This window comes from Salipiger thiooxidans (assembly GCF_900102075.1).
GTDB classification, from domain to species: Bacteria; Pseudomonadota; Alphaproteobacteria; order Rhodobacterales; family Rhodobacteraceae; genus Salipiger; species Salipiger thiooxidans.
Map to the genome: position 1 here is coordinate 60,565 of NZ_FNAV01000012.1, position 19,306 is coordinate 79,870.

At 68.3% G+C, this 19,306-nt stretch carries 20 protein-coding genes and 1 riboswitch; of the genes, 14 read left to right on the forward strand and 6 right to left on the reverse strand.

What is annotated here, in order from left to right; all coding sequences use genetic code 11:
* The first annotated feature begins 125 nt into the window (after positions 1–125).
* Entirely contained in the window at positions 126–515 is a 390-nt protein-coding gene (locus tag BLQ77_RS18120) for a DUF2147 domain-containing protein (protein WP_008884491.1), read from the forward strand.
* A gap of 395 nt (positions 516–910) precedes the next feature.
* On the opposite strand, the gene hisH is transcribed toward BLQ77_RS18120, so the two are convergent.
* From hisH to fabB, 3 genes are all read right to left on the reverse strand, one after another.
* Positions 911–1,546, reverse strand: a complete 636-nt coding sequence (gene hisH, locus BLQ77_RS18125; protein ID WP_089961767.1) for an imidazole glycerol phosphate synthase subunit HisH — start codon at positions 1,544–1,546, stop codon at positions 911–913.
* A gap of 63 nt (positions 1,547–1,609) precedes the next feature.
* Entirely contained in the window at positions 1,610–2,401 is a 792-nt protein-coding gene (locus BLQ77_RS18130) for an enoyl-ACP reductase FabI (protein WP_089961768.1), read from the reverse strand.
* A 25-nt stretch (positions 2,402–2,426) separates the two neighbouring features.
* Positions 2,427–3,656: a beta-ketoacyl-ACP synthase I gene (fabB, locus tag BLQ77_RS18135; RefSeq protein ID WP_008884798.1), complete on the reverse strand. Its 1,230-nt coding sequence runs from the start codon at positions 3,654–3,656 to the stop codon at positions 2,427–2,429.
* Positions 3,657–3,916: 260 nt separating this feature from the next.
* On the opposite strand from fabB, the gene BLQ77_RS18140 reads away from it, so the two are divergent.
* On the forward strand, positions 3,917–4,873 hold the full coding sequence (locus tag BLQ77_RS18140) for a hypothetical protein (protein ID WP_089961772.1): 957 nt from the start codon (positions 3,917–3,919) through the stop codon (positions 4,871–4,873).
* Positions 4,874–5,133: 260 nt separating this feature from the next.
* Here the strand turns inward: BLQ77_RS18140 and fabA are convergent, their stop codons facing one another.
* A complete protein-coding gene (gene fabA, locus BLQ77_RS18145) occupies positions 5,134–5,643 on the reverse strand; it encodes a bifunctional 3-hydroxydecanoyl-ACP dehydratase/trans-2-decenoyl-ACP isomerase (protein WP_040384155.1) in 510 nt (169 codons plus the stop codon).
* Positions 5,644–5,821: 178 nt separating this feature from the next.
* On the opposite strand from fabA, the gene irrA reads away from it, so the two are divergent.
* Both irrA and BLQ77_RS18155 read left to right on the forward strand, forming a co-directional pair.
* Positions 5,822–6,241: an iron response transcriptional regulator IrrA gene (gene irrA, locus BLQ77_RS18150; RefSeq protein ID WP_008884686.1), complete on the forward strand. Its 420-nt coding sequence runs from the start codon at positions 5,822–5,824 to the stop codon at positions 6,239–6,241.
* Positions 6,242–6,442: 201 nt separating this feature from the next.
* Positions 6,443–7,129 (forward strand): FAD-binding oxidoreductase, encoded by a 687-nt coding sequence (locus tag BLQ77_RS18155; RefSeq protein WP_089961774.1) that lies wholly within the window; start codon positions 6,443–6,445, stop codon positions 7,127–7,129.
* Between the two features lie 2 nt (positions 7,130–7,131).
* On the opposite strand, the gene BLQ77_RS18160 is transcribed toward BLQ77_RS18155, so the two are convergent.
* Positions 7,132–7,632 (reverse strand): GNAT family N-acetyltransferase, encoded by a 501-nt coding sequence (locus BLQ77_RS18160; RefSeq protein WP_242661773.1) that lies wholly within the window; start codon positions 7,630–7,632, stop codon positions 7,132–7,134.
* Positions 7,632–8,501, reverse strand: a complete 870-nt coding sequence (locus BLQ77_RS18165; RefSeq protein WP_089961778.1) for a hypothetical protein — start codon at positions 8,499–8,501, stop codon at positions 7,632–7,634. The genes BLQ77_RS18160 and BLQ77_RS18165 overlap by 1 nt, the downstream gene beginning before the upstream one ends.
* 229 nt (positions 8,502–8,730) lie before the next feature.
* On the opposite strand from BLQ77_RS18165, the gene miaB reads away from it, so the two are divergent.
* The 10 genes from miaB (at position 8,731) to aroA (ending at position 19,220) form a co-directional block, all read left to right on the forward strand.
* Entirely contained in the window at positions 8,731–10,038 is a 1,308-nt protein-coding gene (miaB, locus tag BLQ77_RS18170) for a tRNA (N6-isopentenyl adenosine(37)-C2)-methylthiotransferase MiaB (protein WP_089961781.1), read from the forward strand.
* A gap of 220 nt (positions 10,039–10,258) precedes the next feature.
* Entirely contained in the window at positions 10,259–10,870 is a 612-nt protein-coding gene (locus tag BLQ77_RS18175) for an OmpA family protein (protein ID WP_089961784.1), read from the forward strand.
* 10 nt (positions 10,871–10,880) lie between these two features.
* Complete coding sequence (locus tag BLQ77_RS18180; RefSeq protein WP_089961787.1) at positions 10,881–11,192, forward strand: hypothetical protein; 312 nt, start codon at positions 10,881–10,883, stop codon at positions 11,190–11,192.
* A 150-nt stretch (positions 11,193–11,342) separates the two neighbouring features.
* A complete protein-coding gene (locus tag BLQ77_RS18185; protein ID WP_008885625.1) occupies positions 11,343–12,320 on the forward strand; it encodes a PhoH family protein in 978 nt (325 codons plus the stop codon).
* Positions 12,321–12,504: 184 nt separating this feature from the next.
* Positions 12,505–12,984, forward strand: a complete 480-nt coding sequence (gene ybeY / locus BLQ77_RS18190) for an rRNA maturation RNase YbeY (RefSeq protein WP_089961788.1) — start codon at positions 12,505–12,507, stop codon at positions 12,982–12,984.
* A 39-nt stretch (positions 12,985–13,023) separates the two neighbouring features.
* Positions 13,024–14,010 carry a transporter associated domain-containing protein gene (locus tag BLQ77_RS18195; RefSeq protein ID WP_089961791.1) on the forward strand — a complete coding sequence of 329 codons (987 nt, stop codon included), beginning with the start codon at positions 13,024–13,026 and terminating at the stop codon, positions 14,008–14,010.
* On the forward strand, positions 14,003–15,538 hold the full coding sequence (gene lnt, locus BLQ77_RS18200) for an apolipoprotein N-acyltransferase (RefSeq protein ID WP_089961794.1): 1,536 nt from the start codon (positions 14,003–14,005) through the stop codon (positions 15,536–15,538). The genes BLQ77_RS18195 and lnt overlap by 8 nt, the downstream gene beginning before the upstream one ends.
* A gap of 39 nt (positions 15,539–15,577) precedes the next feature.
* Positions 15,578–15,626, forward strand: a riboswitch (SAM-SAH riboswitch).
* 3 nt (positions 15,627–15,629) lie between these two features.
* The gene (gene metK, locus BLQ77_RS18205) at positions 15,630–16,808 is read left to right on the forward strand and encodes a methionine adenosyltransferase (protein WP_008885914.1); all 1,179 of its coding nucleotides are present in this window, start codon (positions 15,630–15,632) and stop codon (positions 16,806–16,808) included.
* 200 nt (positions 16,809–17,008) lie between these two features.
* The gene (gene trmB / locus BLQ77_RS18210) at positions 17,009–17,722 is read left to right on the forward strand and encodes a tRNA (guanine(46)-N(7))-methyltransferase TrmB (protein WP_207545856.1); all 714 of its coding nucleotides are present in this window, start codon (positions 17,009–17,011) and stop codon (positions 17,720–17,722) included.
* 142 nt (positions 17,723–17,864) lie between these two features.
* Positions 17,865–19,220, forward strand: a complete 1,356-nt coding sequence (gene aroA, locus BLQ77_RS18215) for a 3-phosphoshikimate 1-carboxyvinyltransferase (protein WP_089961797.1) — start codon at positions 17,865–17,867, stop codon at positions 19,218–19,220.
* Positions 19,221–19,306 lie beyond the last annotated feature (86 nt).

A 19,306-nucleotide genomic window follows, 5' to 3' on the forward strand; every position in this document is an offset into this window, starting at 1 on the left:
GTGCCGTTTTCTTGATCGTTTCATGACGCCGGGTCGCACATTATCGGACCCGGCGTCAATATTGAACGAAAACCCGGGCGGGTGCCATGCTGCAAGTCGATTTGCTCGACGGGAGGAGAGGAGCGATGAAGAAGGTGACGGCAATGGCCTGCGGACTGGCGCTGATGGCGGGTACGGCGCTGGCGGATCCGGTGGAAGGGGTCTGGAAAACGCAGGGCGACGACAACGGCCATTACGCGCTGGTGAGCATCGCCCCCTGCGGCAGCGAGATCTGCGGCACGCTCGGCAAGGGCTTCGACCGCGCCGGTAGCGAGATCCGCTCGCCCAACATCGGGCGGCAGATGATCTGGGGCATGAAGCCCAAGGGCGGCGGCAGCTACGGCGGCGGCAAGATCTGGGCCCCGGACCGGGACAAGACCTACAATTCCAGGATGCAGCTCACGGGCAATTCGCTGAAGGTCGAGGGCTGTGTGCTGGGCATCTGCCGCGGGCAGGTCTGGACGCGGGTGCGCTGAGGGGGAGAGCGCGGGGGGAGGTTTTCTTGCGGCTCTTGGTGCGCCTGGGGTTTTCAGGGCCGCACGTCGTGCAGGTGGCGGGGAGGAGGGGGCGCTGCCCCCGTCTCCTGCGGAGACTCCCCCGGAGTTTATCCGGCAAGATGAAGGGCGGGCGTGGCGCGTTCGGTGAGGTTCGGGCCAGGGTTGACGCGGTGGCGGCGTCGTGGCGCCGCGGCGCGGGTTTGGGATCGGGCGAGGCCGGGGAGGTGAGGGGCGCTGACAAACGCCATGGGGCGTCAGGTTTCGCCGATCCGATCGCGTCCTGGATCGGCTGAAGACCACCCACTCAACGAGATCGTGCCCGGGAGGGTGCCCATGCGCCCCGCCGGTCGAGATCTCGCTTCTACGGTGACCTGTCAGGGGTGCCAGGTCAGGAAGTTGGCGATCATGCGCAGGCCGGTGGCGGCGCTTTTCTCGGGGTGGAACTGCAGGCCCACGACGCTGTCCCTGGCCACGATGGCGGTGACGTCGCCGCCGTAGTCCACGTGGGCCACGCGCTGCGCCGGGTCGCTGAGGCGCATCTGGTAGGAGTGCACGAAATAGGCGTGATCGCCGGTGGCGATGCCGTCGAGCACCGGGTGCGGGCGGTCGACCACGAGGTCGTTCCAGCCCATGTGCGGCACCTTCATCGCGGGATCCGAGGGCGCGATGCGCTCGACCTCGCCGTCGATCCAGCCGAGCCCGTCGGTTTCCGTATACTCGTGGCCCTTGCGGGCAAGGAGCTGCATGCCGACGCAGATGCCGAGGAAAGGCACGCCGCGGCGCTCTACCGCCTCGACCATGGCCTGGAAGCAGCCCGAGCGCCACAGCGCGGCGGCGCAGGACGGGAAGGCGCCGTCGCCGGGCAGCACGATGCGGTCGGCGCCGGCCACGGTCTCGGGGTCGGTGGTCACCACGACCTCGCCGGCACCCGTCTCCTGCGCCATGCGCTGGAACGCCTTCTCGGCCGAGTGCAGGTTGCCGCTTTCGTAGTCGATGATCGCCGTCAGCATCCGTGCCGTCCTTTCCGGTTCGCCCGCGACATGCGCCGCCGGGGCGGGCACGTCAAGGCAGGCTCAGAGGTTCTCGTATTGCGGCATGCCCAGCACGTGGTAGCCGCAATCGACACGGATGGTCTCGCCGGTGGTGCAGGCGCCCGCGTCCGAGACCAGGAACACCGCGGTGCCGCCCACCGCCTCGAGCGTCGCGTTCGAGCGCAGCGGGGCGTTCTGCTCGGTGAACTTGTAGGTCTTGCGCGCGCCGCCGATGGCCGCGCCGGCCAGCGTCTTCATCGGGCCGGGGGAGATGGCGTTGACCCGGATGCCCTCGGGGCCGAGGTCGTTGGCGAGGTAGCGGGTCGCCGATTCCAGCGCCGCCTTGGCCACGCCCATGACGTTGTAGTTCGGGAACACCCGGGTGCTGCCGTCATAGGTGAGCGTGAGCAGCGTGCCGCCGTTCTCGACCATCAGCGGGTGGGCGCGGCGCGCCACCTCGATGAAGCTGTAGCAGGAGATGTCGAGCGAGTTCTTGAAGTTCGCCCGGCTGGTGTCGAGGAACCGCCCGGTGAGCTCGGACTTGTCCGAGAAGGCGATGGCGTGCACCAGGAAGTCGATGGTGGGCCAGCGCTCGGCCAGCATCGCGAAGCCCGCGTCGAGCGAGGCATCGTCGGTGACGTCCACGTCCACCATCAGGTCGCTGCCGACCTGGGCCGCGAGCGGTGCAAGTCGCTTGCCGAAGGCCTCGCCCTGGTAGGTGAAAGCCAGCTCGGCCCCCGCCTCGTGCAGGGCCTTCGCGATCCCCCATGCGATGGAGCGGTCGTTTGCCACTCCCATGACCAGCCCGCGCTTGCCCTTCAGTAGCTCCGACATATCTCGTTATCCATTGTTTTTCTTGTTAATCGCGATAGCGGCTCAGCAGCATGGACCCGTTGGTCCCGCCGAAGCCGAAGGAATTCGTCATCACCGTGTCGAGCCCGGCGTTCTCGACCAGTGCGGTCGCGATCTCGGCCGGATCCAGCGCCTCGTCGAGGGTCTCGACGTTGATCGAGGGGATGATGAAATCATGTTCGAGCGCCAGCAGGCAATAGATCGCCTCCTGCGCGCCGGTGGCACCCTGGCTGTGGCCGGTCATCGACTTGGTGGAGCTGACGGGCGGCGTGCTGCCGGTGCCGAAGACGCGGCGCACGGCCTCGATCTCGCCCACGTCGCCGACCGGGGTCGAGGTGCCGTGCGCGTTGATGTAGCCGACCTTGCGGTCCTCGGGCAGGGTCGACAGCGCCAGCCGCATGGCGCGCTCGCCGCCCTCGCCGGAGGGGGCGACCATGTTGTGGCCGTCCGAGGTGGCGGCGTAGCCGGTGACTTCGGCGTATATCCTGGCGCCGCGGGCACGGGCGTGCTCGAGCTCTTCCAGCACGATGATGCCGCCGCCGCCGGAGATGACGAAGCCGTCACGGTCCTTGTCGAAGGCGCGGCTGGCCTTCTCGGGCGTGTCGTTGAAATTCGAGGACATCGCGCCCATGGCGTCGAAGAGGCAGGAGAGCGTCCAGTCGAGCTCTTCGCCGCCGCCGGCGAACATCACGTCCTGCTTGCCCATCATGATCTGCTCGGCGGCGTTGCCGATGCAGTGCAGCGAGGTCGAGCAGGCCGAGGTGATCGAGTAGTTGATGCCCTTGATCTGGAAGGCGGTGGCGAGATTTGCCGACACCGTCGAGCACATCGCCTTGGGCACAGCGACCGGGCCCACGCGCTTGGTGCTGCCGGTCTTGAGCACGGTCTGGTGCGCGGTCAGCAGCGCCGAGGTGGAGGGACCGCCGGAGCCCGCGACCAGGCCGGTGCGCGGGTTGATGACGTCGCCTTCCTCGAGGCCGGAATCCGTGATCGCCTGCTGCATGGCGATGTGGGCATAGGCCGCTCCCGGGCCCATGAAGCGCAGGGCGCGCTTCTCCACATGCGCGGCGACGTCGATGTCGACGGCGCCGGCCACCTGGCTGCGGAAGCCGTGTTCCTTCATCTGCTCGTTTGCGGTGATGCCCGAGCGGCCCGCCTTCAGCGAGGCGAGCACCTCTTGGGCATTGTTGCCGATGGACGATACGATGCCCAGTCCGGTAACGACGACGCGGCGCATGCGTGCCTCCTCATATTGGTTGGCGCCTTAGTAGTGCACGGAGGGTGGCAGGTGCAAGAAGGTCGGCTGCCGCGCGGGAACCGGGCTGCGCCGGGCGGGAGGGCCTGGGCGCGGGATTGGGCAGGCGGGGCTGCGCTGTCGCAGGATACTCAGCTTTTGATGAGTCATATGTCATTAAACACATCCTATGGGGTATGTGGATCGCCCTTTGAGCGGTATCCTGCAGCAAATCCATTTCATTTCGCGATCGGGAGATTGATATGCCCATTTCGATCGAGGACGCCCGCCGGATCCTTCGCGAGGTCCTGCTGCGGGGGCCGAACGACCCCGAGCGCTACGGCGGACCTATCCAGGAACTCTATGACAAGATCCGTTTCAGTTTCGACGGGCGGCGCGGCACGCCGAAGGTGACCGGGGTCGGGCTGACCGCAGAGGGGGGCGAATCGCGTCTGGTGATCTTTCTCGAGGAGGAGCTCGACGGCTTCGCAGGCGTGGTGCGCGAGGTGCTGGGGCTCAGCGCCTTCGACATCACCGAGCGCACGAGCGGGCCCATCCTGCCGCGCGCGCGTCCGGCGCAGGGAGGGGACTCGCTGGGCGAGGGCCGTGCGGGCGGTGAGAGCGGCACGCTCGGGGCGCTGGTCAAGAACGCCGCGGGGCAGCGCTTCATCCTGACCTGCAATCACGTCGTGGGGGCGGTCAACCAGGCGCGCCCCGGCGATGTCGTCTGGCAGCCCTCGGCGCGGGACGGCGGAGGGGCGCGGGACTGCATCGGCACCGTCCACCAGATCCACACCATCGACCTGACGGGCACCGGTTTGAACCATATGGACGCGGCATTGATCGAGCCGGACAACGTCGGCGACGTGATCGACGGGGTCATCGTGCTGGGCAGCATCAACGGGACCGCTCCGGGGATCGCGCTGCAGGATCCGGTGCGCAAGTATGGCTGGCAGACCCAGAGAACCGACGGGCACTACATGTTCAAGATGGACTTTCTCATGCCCTACGCCGGGCATGGCACCGCGCTTTTCGTCGACCAACTCGGCATCGTGGACAATGTCGGGATCTTCGGTCAGGGCGGCGATTCCGGGTCGGTGGTGCTCGACGCGAAGGATCAGCTCGTCGGTCTGTACTTCGGCGATGCCGCGGCGATCAGCATGAGCTTCGCCAACCCCATCGAACCGATCCTGAGCCATTTCGGCGTCTCGCCGGTGTGAGGCGGGCCTTTCCTTCAGTTGGCGATCAGGGGACCGTTCACGATGAGCTGTCGCGTGAAGACGCTGGCCACAACAACGCCGCCTCCGCGCGTCCGACGAGAGACGGAGCCCGAGGCGTCATTGCGGGCCTGCACCGCCAACATGAGCCGAGGCGGGGACGTCGCCGGCATCAGGTCTCGGGAAAAGCGTTCGGGAAGGACCGTCGTGCAGGACCGCGCGCGGGCGCGGTCGCTGCTGGCAGGCAAGGGGAGGCGGAGGGCTCAGCTCTCGCTGAGCGCCACCTTCATGTCCTTGACCTCGTAGATCACCTCGCCGTCGGCTTCGACGATGCCGTCGGCAACGCCCATGGTCAGCCGGCGGGTCTGCACGGCCTTGGTGAAATCCACCTTGTAGGTCAGCATCTTGCGGTCGGGACGGACCATGCCCTTGAGCTTGACCTCACCGACGCCGAGCGCATAGCCGCGCCCCTGCCAGCCGCGCCAGCCGAGGTTGAAGCCGGTCAGCTGCCAGAGCCCGTCGAGGCCGAGGCAGCCGGGCATGATCGGGTTGCCGGGGAAGTGGCAGTCGAAGAACCAGAGGTCCGGCGTGATGTCGAATTCCGCCAGCACGTGACCCTTGCCGTGCAGGCCGCCATCCCCCGACACCTCGGTGATGCGGTCCATCATCAGCATGGGCGGCGCCGGAAGCTGCGCGTTGCCGGGCCCGAAAAGCTCGCCACGGGCGCATTTCAAAAGGTCTTCCTTGCCGAAGCTGGTAGGGTAGTCGGCCATCTGCAAAAGGCCCCTTGTTGCTTGATTTTCAGGTTGCGCCCCCTCTATCATCGCGAAAGCGCGCGTTGCAAGCCTGCCGCGAGGGCGCCGGATGGCACGGGGAGCAAGGATTTCCATTTGAATTCTCCCTTGGGGATTCCCTATATATATGTGCGGAATACAACGAACCGGATAAGGCATGACCTCGGAAGCTGTTCAGAGAGGCACGGAGTGGCTGGGACGCGTCGGACTGCGCCCCACGCGTCAACGCGTCGCGCTGGCGGCGCTGCTGGTCGGTGACGGCCGCAACCGGCACGTCACGGCCGAGAGCCTGTTCGCCGCAGCCAAGGACGAGGGCGACAGCGTTTCTCTGGCGACCGTCTACAACACCCTGCGCGCCTTCTGCGACGCGGGGCTGATGCAGGAAGTCACCGTCGACGGCTCGCGCAGCTACTTCGACACCAACATCCACGAGCACCCGCATTTCTACTGGGAAGACGACGGCCATCTCACCGATGCGCCCGCCGACCAGATGGTGATCTCGCGGCTGCCCGAGGCGCCTCCGGGCGCCGAGATCGCGTCGGTCGACGTGGTCATCCGGCTGCGCAAGCGTCACTGAGCCGCAGGGCCCGCTCTGCGCCGGGCTGACCTTCTGGCATCCGTCCTGCCTCTGCCTGACATCGGTCAAAGCGCGCGGCATCGTTCGCCCGGCCTCCGCCAAGGCGCCGGCCCACGGTCCCCGTGATATCGGTCAAAAAGCACCGGCCCCCGGAACCGCGTTCGGCGCGTGGTCGTTTCCTTGCCAAAAGGAGGCACCATCATGACCCGCAAGCTCATGCTCAGATCCATCACCGCCGTGACCCACGACACCCATCACCTGGTGTTCGACCGTCCCGACGATTTCGACTTCGCCCCGGGGCAGGCGGTGGACATGGCGCTCGACCGCGACGGGTGGCGCGAGTCCCGCCACCCGTTCACCATGACCTCGCTGCCCGGCGAGGAGACGCTCGAGTTCGTCATCAAGTCGTACTCGGAAGAGGCCGAGGGCCACGAGGGCATGACCGCCCGGCTGGGTCGGATGCAGCCCGGCGACGCGGTGCTGGTCGAGGATCCCTGGGGCGCGATCCAGGACGAGGGCGACGGCGTCTTCATCGCCGGCGGGGCGGGCGTCACGCCCTTCATCTCGATCCTGCGCAAGAAGCTCCACGAGCGCGGCACGCTCGAGGGCAACACGCTGGTGTTCTCGAACAAGGCCGAGCGCGACATCATCCTGCGCGACGATTTCGAGAAGATGCCGGGGCTCAGGACCCGCTTCATCGTCACCGAAGAGACCGAGAGCCCGCTGCACTACGAGAAGATCGACGCGGCGCTTCTGCGCGACTACGTCACGCCGGGCCGCGACACCTGCTACATTTGCGGCCCCGACGCCATGCTCGACGACATGGTGACCGAGCTGACATCGCTCGATGTGGCCGAGGCGGACATCGTCACCGAAGAGTTCGACTGAGCTCAGCCGCGCAGGTCGCGGGTGTAGAACAGGTCGGTCTCGGGCCCGTCGGGGCCCACCACCGTGTTCGGCATCCGCCCCTGCCGCACGAAGCCCCGCCGTTCGTAGAACCGGATGGCGCGGGCATTTTGCTCGGCCACGCAGAGCTCGAGCTGCCAGACCCCGAGCGCCATGGCGTGATCCACGATCGCCTGCATCAGCCGCTCGGCGGCGCCCTGTCCGTGCAGCCGGGGGCGGATGTAGAAGCCGCCGATCTCGACCCGGTGCGCGGCGCGGGCGAAGGGCAGGCGGCGCAGCCCCGCCATGCCGACAAGCTCCGCCGCCTCGAAAAGCCCCAGCGTCATGCCCTGCGCCAGCATCTGCGCGACCGTCTCGAGCGGCATGGCGCGGGCCTCCTCGGCGCTGGCGAGGAAGGCCGAGGGGTAGGCCTCGACCGCCTCGACGCGCAGGCCCTTCCATGCAGGGGCGTCGTCCGCGGTCAGGACGCGGGTGCTCAGCGCCATCAGAACCACTGGCCCGGCTCCATCAGCCCGAGGTCGAGCAGCTGTTGCGAGTGCCACTCGAAGGGCGTCGAGTTGTGCCACCGGAAGCTGTGGATGTCGAAGCTGCTGCCCGGGTTGCGCTTCAGCGCCTTGGCGGTGCGGAAGGAGACCAGCGCCGCGGTCAGGTTGTTGTGCCAGCGGCAGGCGTAGGTGTTGTATTCCTCGTCACTGAAGGTGTGGTCGTCGCGCAGCCGCAGGCCTGCCTTGGCGCGGAAGACCGAAATCCGGTCGATCTTGCGGCGCTCGGGCGGCACGTGTTCCTCGTAGCGCCAGCGCAGCCCGCCGAAGAAGTCGAGCTGCCGCTCCCTGGGGTGATCGTGGTTGGCGGGATCGTTGCGGGCCTGCGCGTAATAGCCCGAGCGGTCGAGGAAGGCCTCGTCCAGCGACACCGCGTCGGGATGGCGCTGCAGGTCGCCGGCGTAGAGGTCGATGACATAGGTCAGCATCGCGTCGCGCCGTTCCTCGCCGTGGAAGGCCAGCATCTCCGAGACCGAGCGGGTCTCGCAGAACGGGTAGAACAGGTACTCGGCGTTGTAGCAGTAGAACATCCAGAGCCCGGGGGCCGCCTCGCTCACCCGCGTGACGGCGTCGGCCACGGCGCGTTCGGCGGTCATGTCGTGGTCGATGCGGTGGACGCGGTCGTGCAGGTCGGGGGCCAGCGTGAAATGCGGCGGCATGAAGGCCAGCACGCAGCGGAAGCCCGCCTGCAGGTGGTGGCGCAGCGTGGTGTCGATCTCGGTCTCGTCCTCGCAGAAGACCATCGCCACCGGGCCCTTGCCCATGATGCTGCGGGCGGTCTTCAGAAAGGCGCTGAGGCCGGGGTACAACATGCTCTGCCTCGCTGCGGGTCCGGGGCGGAGGATTCTGGAAATCGTCCGGGGATGCAAGCGCGATGGCAGGCTCCGCGGCGCTGGTCAGGGCGGGGCGTTTGCGGGTATTCATGGCAAAGACGGACGCGGGGCAGGGGCCGGTGACGACGGGCCCGGGCCGCGCGGGCTTTTCACGCGGGCGGTTTTGCGCTATCCGCCCCGACTTGAACCGCGCCACCGGGAGCAAGCCATGACCCAGCCCAAGAAGCTCTTCATCAAGACCTACGGGTGCCAGATGAACGTCTACGACAGCGAGCGGATGGCCGAGGCCATGGGCGGGCAGGGCTACGTGCAGACCGACAGCCCCGACGATGCGGACATGATCCTTCTCAACACCTGCCACATCCGCGAGAAGGCCGCCGAAAAGGTCTATTCAGAGCTCGGCCGCTACAAGGTGCTGAAGGCCGAACGCCCGGACCTCAAGATCGGCGTGGCGGGCTGCGTGGCGCAGGCCGAGGGCGAAGAGATCATGCGCCGCCAGCCGATGGTCGACCTCGTGGTGGGGCCGCAGAGCTACCACCGCCTGCCCGAGCTCGAGGCCAAGGCGCGCAGCGGCGAGAAGGCGCTCGACACCGACTTCCCCGAGGAGGACAAGTTCGAGCGGCTGCAGGCCCGGCCCAAGGCCAAGCGCGGCCCGACCGCCTTCCTTACGGTGCAGGAGGGCTGCGACAAGTTCTGCGCCTTCTGCGTGGTGCCCTATACCCGCGGCGCCGAAGTTTCGCGTCCGGCGGACCGGGTGCTGACCGAGGCGCGCGACCTCGTGGAGCGCGGCGTGCGCGAGATCACCCTGCTGGGCCAGAACGTCAACGCCTACCACGGCCATGACCGCGGCCTCGCCGGCCTGATCCGCGAGCTGGCGGCGATCGACGGGCTCGAGCGCATCCGCTTCACCACCTCGCACCCCAACGACATGGACGATGCGCTGATCGCCGCCCACGGCGATTGCGAGAAGCTCATGCCCTACCTCCACCTGCCGGTGCAGGCGGGGTCGGACCGCATCCTCAAGCGGATGAACCGCCACCACACCGCCGAGGCCTACCTCAAGCTTGTCGAGCGGCTGCGCGCGGCGCGCCCGGACCTGCACCTCTCGGGCGACTTCATCGTGGGCTTCCCGGAAGAGACCGAAGCGGATTTCCAGGCGACGCTCGACCTCGTCGAGGCGGTGCAATACGGCTCGGCCTTCTCGTTCAAGTATTCCGAGCGCCCCGGCACCCCCGCCGCCGAGCGCCCGCAGGTCCCGGAGGCCGAAAAGGACGACCGGCTGCAGCGCCTCCAGGCCCTGCTCGTGCGCCAGCAGCGCGCGCTGCAGGACGCCATGATCGGGCGCGAGGTCGGCGTGCTCTTCGAGAAAGCCGGTCGCCGCCCGGGCCAGATGGTGGGCAAGTCCGACTACCTGCACGCGGTCTACGTGGAGTCGGACGGGCTCGCCCGGGGCGACCTGCGCCGCGTCCGCATCGTCGAGAGCAGCCCCAACTCCCTGCGCGGCGTGCTGGCCTGAGGTCCCGCCGGGCGGCGCCATCCGGGGCTTTGAATCCGTCCGCGGGACAATGCCGCGAACATCTTCCGTTTGTCCCGAAATGAGCCACAATATGTAGGGTTTTTCGCTTCTCGGGGCGGATTAGTCTGTTAAAAACCCGTTTTATCGTAAGTTTACCGTGCCGCCTCGAATCCGAAAACCGGGTGTGCGGTGTTCAACCAGTAACAAGGGGACAGAGGCTGTGGCGAATCGCATCACCAAAGCCGTCCGCGGCGCCCTTGCGGCGGTCGCACTGGCAGCCATCGCCGCCATCGCGACCACGTCGCCGGCCGCCGCCGGCACCGCCGGCGTCAGCGAACCGGTCATTTCCACGCAGAACACCCGCACCATCCGCGGCCAGCGCTACATCCCGGGCGTCTCGATCTCGCCCGACGGCTGCGAGATCTGGGTGATGGACGACGGCGCCGAGGGCTACGCCGTAAGCCGGGTGACCCGCGACGGCCGCCCGGTCTGCCACGACATCAACGTCTGCGGCACGCTGAACTCGGACCAGTACTTCGCCACCGACAGCTACGCCATCAGCCCGCAGGGGCAGGCGCGCATCCGCGAGTTCTTCCGGAACGCCACCGCCTTCGGCTTCATCATCACCGGCCACACCGACGCCCGCGCCAGCGACGCATACAACCGCCGCCTGAGCTACAACCGCGCCAACTCGGTGGCCCGGGTGGCCCGCTCGGCGGGCGCGCGCATCGTCGACGTGCGGGGCTACGGGGAATCCTACCCGGTGGCGACCAACAGCACGGTCGAGGGTATGGCCAGGAACCGCCGCGTCGAAATCCTGTGTGTGCGCTGAGGAGACGGACATGAAGCTTGTGAAACTCGCCTTCGCGCTCGCCGCCGCCGTCACCGTCTCGGCCTGCGACACGCCCATCGGCCCCGACAAGAGCGTCGACCGCAACCTGATCGACCGTAAGGATCTCAGCCAGATCAAGTGGGGCGTCTGGGTCGACCCGGACGGCTGCGACAACTGGATCGCCGACGACGGCGTCGAGGGCTATCTGGCCCGCCGCCTCGACAAGTACGGCAAGCCGGTCTGCTCGGGCGTGGCCCCGCCGACCGTCGCCACCGGCGGTTTCAAGAACGGCGCCACCGGCGTCATCGGCGATCCGCTCTGATCCGGCCCCCCGTTCCGGGGCCTTTCCGACCGCGCAGCTGCCCGCCGCGCGGTCGTTTTTCGTACGATCTGCCCGGATCGGCCGCTCGGGGCTTGCCCTATGGCGGCGCGCTTGGCACCATTGAGAGAGACTCAAGCGCAGGAGACATGCGTGAACGCAGGCACTCTCACCGAAGCCATCCTCGAATTCCCCGACAACCGTCTATTGATCGACCTTTGCGGTGAATTCGACCGCAATCTCACCGACATCGAGACCCGAACCGGCGTGCAGATCCTGCGACGCGGGAACCAGCTCGCGATCCACGGACCCGAGGAATCGCAGGCGGCGGCGCGGGACGTGCTGATGGCGCTCTACCAGCGGCTCGAACAGGGGCGCTCGGTCGGGCGGGGCGACATCGACCGCGAATTCCGCCTCGCGCCCGAGGACGAGACCCCGGACCGCCAGCTCGAGATGTTCGACGGCGGCAAGGTCGAGATCAAGACCCGCCGCAAGCTGATCGAGCCGCGCACCGAGGCGCAGAAGGCCTACGTGCGCTCGCTCTACCAGAACGAGATGTGCTTCGGCATCGGCCCTGCGGGCACCGGCAAGACCTACCTCGCCGTCGCGGTCGGGGTGAACATGCTGATCACCGGCGCCGTCGACAAGATCATCCTCTGCCGCCCTGCCGTCGAGGCGGGCGAGCGGCTGGGCTTCCTGCCCGGCACGCAGGAGGAAAAGGTCGATCCCTACATGCAGCCGCTCTACGACGCGCTGAACGACTTCCTGCCCGGCAAGCAGCTCGCCAAGATGCGCGAGGAGAAGACCGTCGAGATCGCGCCGCTCGCCTTCATGCGTGGCCGTACGCTCTCGAACGCCTTCGTGGTGCTCGACGAGGCGCAGAACGCCACCACCATGCAGATGAAGATGTTCCTCACCCGTCTGGGCGAGGGCTCGCGCATGGTGATCACCGGCGACCGCACCCAGGTCGACCTGCCGCGCGGTGTGCCCTCGGGCCTGCAGGACGCCGAGCGCCTGCTGAAGGACATCGACAAGATCGGCTTCAACTACTTCACCGCCAAGGACGTGGTGCGCCACCCGCTGGTGGCCGCGATCATCGAGGCCTACGAGCGCGACGCCGAGGGCGGCTGACCCGCGGGCAGGGCACCGGCCAGGGCAGGGGCCGGGCCATAGGGCCATGGCGGCTTGCGCCTGTCGCGCAGACCGCTATAGCCGGCCCCGGCGCGCCCCGCAGCTTCATCTTGCCCCCTAAACTCCGGGGGAGGAGCGCCCCCGGGCGCGACGGGGGCAGCGCCCCCCTGCGACGGATCCGCCCATGCTGACCGACACCCTTCTCGAAGACGACCGCTGGCAGGAGGCCGGGTTCGAGGCGCTCGCCGAAACCGCCGCCCGCGCCGCGCTGACCGCGCTCGACCTCGACCCCGACGGGTTCGAGATCGCCATCCTCGCCTGCGACGACGCCCGCATCGCCAAGCTCAACGGCGATTTCCGCGACAAGCCTGCACCCACCAACGTCCTGTCCTGGCCCTCGGAAGAGCGTGACCCGGAAGACCTGCCCGAACCGGGCATGCCGGGGATGCCGGAAGAGCTCGGGGACATCGCCATCGCCTGGGAAACCTGCCTGCGCGAGGCCCAGGAACAGGACAAGCCGCTTTCCGCTCATCTGACCCACCTGATCGTTCACGCAACATTGCATCTTCTGGGTTACGATCACATTCGTGACGAAGACGCCACGGTCATGGAAACTCTCGAAGTGGAAATACTTGGCAAACTGGGGGTAGCGAACCCATATTGATGAGACTTGGGGTCGAGGCCCCGCCAACGGATAGGATCGATGGGCGATAGTGACGGCTCGTCTACGGCAGCGCAAAGCGCGCGGCAGACGGCAGATGGGAACCACGGCGACGGTATTTTCCGCCGTGTTTTCAATGTATTCCGACCGGCAACCGACACCGGCACTGGGATGAACGGCGCAGCTGCGCCACAGGTTCAGGCGCCACCGCCGAGCCTGATGAACCTGCGCCGGATGCGGGTGGAGGACGTGGCGATTCCCAAGGCGGACATCGTCGCGGTGCCAGACACCATCACCAAGCCCGAACTGGTGCAGGTCTTTCGCGAAAGCGGCATGACCCGCCTGCCGGTCTATTCCGGCACGCTCGACACGCCCGTGGGCATGGCACACCTCAAGGATTTCGCGCTTCGCCACGGCTTCAACGGCTCCGGCCAGCGCTTCGATCTCAAGAAGATGCTGCGCCCGCTGGTCTTCGTCCCGCCCTCCATGCCGATCGGCGTGCTGCTCACCAAGATGCAGACCGAACGCCGGCACATGGCGCTGGTGATCGACGAATACGGCGGCGTCGACGGGCTCGTGACCATCGAGGATCTCATCGAGCAGGTCATCGGCGAGATCGAGGACGAACACGACATCGCCGAGGGCCGCAACTTCTTCCGCGAGAAGTCGGGGAGCTGGCTGGCGCTGGCCAAGACCCCGCTCGAGGAGTTCGAGGGCGAGACCGGCCTTGCGCTCACCGACGACGACGAGATCGACGAGGAGGAGATCGACACGCTGGGCGGTCTGGTCTTCATGCTCGCCGGTCACGTGCCCGCGCGCGGCGAGGTGATCCCGCACCCGGCGGGCATCGACTTCGAGGTGGTGGATGCCGATCCGCGCCGCATCAAGCGGCTGCGGGTGCGTCCGCACACGCAGGCGGGCGGTGCCACGCCCAAGCCTGTGGCGGCGCTGCCGCCGCCTGCCGCCGTGGCCGCGAAGCCCGAGGCCGCTGCCAAGACCGAGACCGGCACGGAGGTACGCAGTGCCTGACACCAGCCCGTCGTGGCTGGACCGCTTGCCCCGCTGGGCACCGATCCTCCCGGGGATCGGTGCCGGCGCGCTGATGGGTCTGGGGCAGGCGCCCTGGGCGCTGACTTGGCTCGCCGTCGCGGGGCTTCTGGGAGCGGTCCTCGTGTTCTCGATCACGTCCACCCGGCGCGGTGCCTTCGGCGCCGGCTGGGGCGTGGGGCTCGGCTACTTCGCGCTCGTGCTGAACTGGGTCACCGAACCGTTCCAGGTCGATGCCGCTACCACCGGCTGGATGGCGCCCTTCGCGCTGTTCTTCCTTGCCGCCGGGCTCGCGCTGTTCTGGGCGCTGGCCTTCTGGGGCGCAGGCCACGCGCGCGGGCTGTGCACGCGGCTCTTCGCGCTCGCCGTCGCCTGGGCCGCGGCGGAGCTGGCGCGGGCCTACGTGCTCACCGGCTTTCCCTGGGCCATGGTCGGCTATCTCTGGGCCCCGGTCGATGCGATCCAGTGGGTTTCGGTGATCGGCCCGCACGGGCTCAACCTCGTCACCCTGCTGGCGGTGTCGCTCATCGCCATGGCCCTGCGCGGCGGACGTCGCGCCTGGGTTACGGGCGGCGTCGGTGTTGCCACGGTCGTGGCGCTGGTCTGGGGCGGGGCGGCCATGGTGCCGCCGCTGCAGGACCTGACCGGGCGCCCGGTCGTGCGGCTGGTGCAGCCCAACGCGCCGCAGCACCAGAAATGGGACCGCGCCTTCGTGCCGATCTTCTTCGAGCGCCAGGTCGATTTCACCGCCGCGCCCTCGCATGACGGGCTGGGCCGCCCGGATCTGGTGATCTGGCCGGAAACCGCGGTGCCGATGCTGCTCGACAGTGCCGACGAGGCGCTGGGCATCATCACCGACGCGGCCTTCCCGGCGCGGGTGGTGCTGGGCATCCAGCGCGAAGAGGACGGCGCGTGGTACAATTCGCTGGTGCTCGCGGGGCAGGGACCCGACGTGATGCAGGTCTACGACAAGCACCACCTCGTGCCGTTCGGGGAATACATGCCCGCCGCGGCGCTGTTCCGGCACGTGGGGGTGGGCGGGCTCGCGCAGCGCGCCGAGGGCGGCTACACTGCCGGGCCGGGGCCGCAGATCATCGACCTCGGCGAAGGCCTTGGCCGCGCCCTGCCGCTGATCTGCTACGAGGCGGTGTTCCCGCAGGACGTGCACAACGCGCCGGGCCGGGCGGATTTCCTGCTACAGATCACCAATGACGCGTGGTTCGGCCAGGTCTCGGGCCCGTACCAGCACCTCTCGCAATCGCGCATCCGGGCCATCGAGCAGGGGCTGCCGATGCTGCGCGCCGCCAACACCGGGGTCTCTGCGGTGATCGACGGCGCCGGGCGGGTGCTGGATTCGGTGCCGCTGGGCGAGGCCGGTTACCTCGACACGCCGCTGCCGCCGCCGCTGCGGGTGACACCTTACAGCCGGACCGGGGACCTCCCCATGCTCATTGCTCTCTTTTTCCTCGGATGTGGGGCATTTTACATATCGCGTCGCGTTTCCGATTGACGCGGACCCCCTGACCACGTAGCGGTGGTCCATTGTAAATTACCGTCACAACGGCTTCCTGGCGTGATGGCTCGGTATTAATGGAGCGACAATGTCCCGAAAAGATTATACATTCACCTCGGAGTCTGTTTCCGAGGGTCACCCTGACAAGGTCTGCGATCGCATTTCCGATGCAGTCCTCGACGCCCTTCTAGCCGAAGACCCGCTTGCGCGCGTTGCCTGCGAGACCTTCGCCACCACCAACCGCGTGGTCATCGGTGGCGAGGTCGGCCTGACCGATCAAGACAAGCTGGCCGAATACATGAAGGCGATGCCCGATATCGTGCGCGCCTGCATCAAGGATATCGGCTACGAGCAGGACAAGTTCCACTGGGAAACCTGCGAGATCACCAACCTCCTGCACGAGCAGTCGGCCCACATCGCACAGGGTGTGACCGGCGAACGCGGCGACGAGGGCGCCGGCGATCAGGGCATCATGTTCGGCTATGCCACGAACGAGACGGCCGAGCTGATGCCGGCTCCGATCCTGTACTCGCACGCGGTGCTCAAGCGCCTCGCCGAGGCCCGCAAGTCGGGCGCCGAGCCGGTGCTCGGCCCGGATGCGAAATCGCAGTTCTCGGTGCGCTACGAAGGTGGCAAGCCGGTGGCGGTGTCGTCGGTGGTGCTGTCGCACCAGCATCTCGACCCGGACCTGAGCTCGGATGACGTGCGCGCCATCGTCGAGCCCTACATCCGCGAGGTTCTGCCGGACGGCTGGCTCACCAACACCACCGAGTGGTGGGTGAACCCGACCGGTGCCTTCGTGATCGGCGGGCCCGACGGCGACGCGGGTCTCACCGGGCGCAAGATCATCGTCGACACCTACGGCGGTGCCGCACCGCACGGCGGCGGTGCGTTCTCGGGCAAGGATCCGACCAAGGTCGACCGCTCGGCCGCCTATGCCGCGCGCTACCTCGCCAAGAATGTCGTGGCCTCGGGCATGGCCGACCGCTGCACCGTGCAGCTGTCCTATGCCATCGGCGTCGCCCGGCCGCTGTCGATCTACGTCGACACCCACGGCACCGGCGAAGTCGACGCGGCGGCGATCGAACTGGCGATCCCCAAGGTCATGGACCTGACGCCGCGCGGCATCCGCACCCATCTCGAGCTGAACAAGCCGATCTACGCCCGCACCGCGGCCTATGGCCACTTCGGCCGGGCCCCCGAAGAGGACGGCGGCTTCTCGTGGGAGCGTACCGACCTCGCCGACGCGCTGATGGCGGCGGTCTGAAACGGAGCCCCGCTCCGGCGCTGTCGGGGTGAGGGACCAGAGACACAGATTTCCCCCCCGGTGATGCCGGGGGGAGAGACAAGGGGGGCGTCGCGGGCCGGATCGGCTTGCGGCGCCCTTCTCGTTTGCGGGGCGTTTGCGGTGGCGGCTGCCCGCTGCGGGATTGCCCCGCGCCCGACTTGGCGCTAAACGCCCGGGCCATGACAACGTCCAACAAGCATCCCGACGCCCCCTGGCGCAATTTCTACGGCCGCGTGCGGGGCAAGACCCTGAAGGCGTCCCAGGAAACCTATCTCGACGAGGACCTCGGTCGGCTCTCGCCGGGCGCCGTGGACTGGGAGGAGAACCCCGAGCGGCTGCCGCTCGACACGGGGGCGATCTTTGACGGCAAGCCGGTCTGGCTCGAGGTGGGGTTCGGCGGCGGCGAGCACATGGTGCACCAGGCCGCGACCTACCCGGATGTGGGCGTGATCGGCTGCGAGCCCTTCATCAACGGCGTCGCCATGCTGCTGGGCAAGATCCGGCGGGCCGGGGTCGAGAACGTACGGGTCTACCCGGGCGACGTGCGCAACCTCTTCGACGTGCTGCCCGAGGGCAGCGTCGACAAGGCGTTCCTGCTCTATCCCGATCCCTGGCCCAAGAAGCGCCACCACCGGCGCCGCTTCGTGACGCAGGAGCACCTCGGGCCGCTGGCGCGGGTGCTGAAGCCGGGCGCCGAGTTCCGGGTCGCGACGGACATTCCCGACTACGTGCGCCAGACGCTGGTCGAGGTGCCGAAGGCCGGGTTCGAGTGGCTGGCGGAGCGCCCCGAGGACTGGCGGCAGCCGTGGTCGGACTGGATCTCGACCCGCTACGAGCAGAAGGCGCTGCGCGAGGGACGGGTGCCGCATTACCTGACCTTCCGCAAGCGGTGAGCGGGGCAGGGGGCTCTGCCCCCGTCGCCCATGCGGGCGACTCCCCCGGAGTTTTCCCGGCAAGATGAAGGGCCGGGGTTGTGATGGACGGTCGCATGACGCGCTGCTATGGGCGGTGTGAGCGATAACACGAGGGGGCGAGATGTCGAGCCACGGGGAACCCATTCCAATGATTGCGCGCCGGTCCGAAGGGCTGCGCGGCGAGGCCCATGTGCCGGGCGACAAGTCGATCTCGCACCGGTCGCTGATCCTGGGCGCGATGGCGGTGGGCGAGACCCGCGTGACCGGGCTGCTCGAGGGGCAGGACGTGCTGGACACCGCTAAGGCGATGCGCGCGTTCGGGGCCGAGGTCGAGAAGCGCGGCGACACCTGGCACGTGCAGGGCGTGGGCGTCGGTGGCTTTGCCGAGCCCGAACAGGTGATCGACTGCGGCAACTCGGGGACCGGGGTCCGGCTGATCATGGGCGCCATGGCGACGACGCCGATCGCCGCGACCTTTACCGGGGATGCGAGCCTCAACAAGCGCCCGATGGCGCGGGTCACCGATCCGCTGGCGCTGTTCGGGGCGCGGGCCTACGGGCGCGAGGGCGGGCGGCTGCCGATGACCATCGTCGGCGCGCGCGACCCGCTGCCGGTGCGCTACGCCACGCCGGTGCCCTCGGCGCAGGTGAAATCCGCGGTGCTTCTGGCGGGTCTGAACGCGCCGGGCGAGACCGTGGTGATCGAGCGCGAGGCGACGCGCGACCATTCCGAGCGGATGCTGGCGGGCTTCGGTGCGCAGGTCAGCACCGAGACCACCGCCGAGGGCCGGGTCATCACCCTGACCGGCCAGCCCGAGCTGCGGCCGCAGGTGATCGTGGTGCCGCGCGACCCGAGCTCCGCCGCCTTCCCGGTCTGCGCCGCGCTGATCACCGAGGGCTCGGACGTGCTGGTGCCCAACATCGGCCTCAACCCGACCCGCGCGGGGCTGTTCTTCACCCTGCAGGACATGGGCGCGGATCTCGCCTTCGAGAACGAACGCGAGGAGGGCGGCGAGCCGGTCGCCGACCTGCGGGCGCGGTTCTCGCCGGATCTCAGGGGGATCGAGGTGCCGGCCGAGCGCGCGGCGAGCATGATCGACGAATACCCGGTGCTGTCGGTGGTCGCGGCCTTCGCGACGGGAAAGACCCACATGCCGGGGGTCAGGGAACTGCGCGTCAAGGAGAGCGACCGCATCGACGCCATGGCCGTGGGACTGCGCGCCGCGGGCGTGACCGTCGACGAAGGCGAGGACTGGTGGACCGTGCACGGTCTTGGCCACGGCAATGTGCCCGGCGGCGTGGTGACGGCGAGCCATCTCGACCACCGCATCGCCATGTCCTTCCTGGTGATGGGGCTTGCCACGCGCTCCCCGATGCGGGTGGATGACGGCGGCCCGATCGCCACCTCCTTCCCGATCTTCGAAGGCCTGATGACCGGGCTCGGCGCCGACATCTCGCGCGAGGGCCAGGCGCGGTGACGCGGTTTTCGGGCAGTCTTCGGCCGGGACGACCGCCTGGGCGCCGCGAGGCTTGCAGCCCGGCGCGGGGCTGGCCATAAGCCGGG

What these genes read in the sequence shown, in the direction of transcription:
- BLQ77_RS18130 (WP_089961768.1), bottom strand. Translation starts at nt 2,401, where the DNA reads ATGTCGGAGCTACTGAAGGGCAAGCGCGGGCTGGTCATGGGAGTGGCA.
- BLQ77_RS18180 (WP_089961787.1), top strand. Translation starts at nt 10,881, where the DNA reads ATGAAGCTTGTGAAACTCGCCTTCGCGCTCGCCGCCGCCGTCACCGTC.
- metK (WP_008885914.1), top strand. Translation starts at nt 15,630, where the DNA reads ATGTCCCGAAAAGATTATACATTCACCTCGGAGTCTGTTTCCGAGGGT.
- fabA (WP_040384155.1), bottom strand. Translation starts at nt 5,643, where the DNA reads ATGGCCGACTACCCTACCAGCTTCGGCAAGGAAGACCTTTTGAAATGC.
- BLQ77_RS18155 (WP_089961774.1), top strand. Translation starts at nt 6,443, where the DNA reads ATGACCCGCAAGCTCATGCTCAGATCCATCACCGCCGTGACCCACGAC.
- BLQ77_RS18195 (WP_089961791.1), top strand. Translation starts at nt 13,024, where the DNA reads ATGGGCGATAGTGACGGCTCGTCTACGGCAGCGCAAAGCGCGCGGCAG.
- fabB (WP_008884798.1), bottom strand. Translation starts at nt 3,656, where the DNA reads ATGCGCCGCGTCGTCGTTACCGGACTGGGCATCGTATCGTCCATCGGC.
- ybeY (WP_089961788.1), top strand. Translation starts at nt 12,505, where the DNA reads ATGCTGACCGACACCCTTCTCGAAGACGACCGCTGGCAGGAGGCCGGG.
- irrA (WP_008884686.1), top strand. Translation starts at nt 5,822, where the DNA reads ATGACCTCGGAAGCTGTTCAGAGAGGCACGGAGTGGCTGGGACGCGTC.
- trmB (WP_207545856.1), top strand. Translation starts at nt 17,009, where the DNA reads ATGACAACGTCCAACAAGCATCCCGACGCCCCCTGGCGCAATTTCTAC.
- BLQ77_RS18120 (WP_008884491.1), top strand. Translation starts at nt 126, where the DNA reads ATGAAGAAGGTGACGGCAATGGCCTGCGGACTGGCGCTGATGGCGGGT.
- aroA (WP_089961797.1), top strand. Translation starts at nt 17,865, where the DNA reads ATGTCGAGCCACGGGGAACCCATTCCAATGATTGCGCGCCGGTCCGAA.
- hisH (WP_089961767.1), bottom strand. Translation starts at nt 1,546, where the DNA reads ATGCTGACGGCGATCATCGACTACGAAAGCGGCAACCTGCACTCGGCC.
- miaB (WP_089961781.1), top strand. Translation starts at nt 8,731, where the DNA reads ATGACCCAGCCCAAGAAGCTCTTCATCAAGACCTACGGGTGCCAGATG.
- BLQ77_RS18160 (WP_242661773.1), bottom strand. Translation starts at nt 7,632, where the DNA reads ATGGCGCTGAGCACCCGCGTCCTGACCGCGGACGACGCCCCTGCATGG.
- BLQ77_RS18165 (WP_089961778.1), bottom strand. Translation starts at nt 8,501, where the DNA reads ATGTTGTACCCCGGCCTCAGCGCCTTTCTGAAGACCGCCCGCAGCATC.
- BLQ77_RS18140 (WP_089961772.1), top strand. Translation starts at nt 3,917, where the DNA reads ATGCCCATTTCGATCGAGGACGCCCGCCGGATCCTTCGCGAGGTCCTG.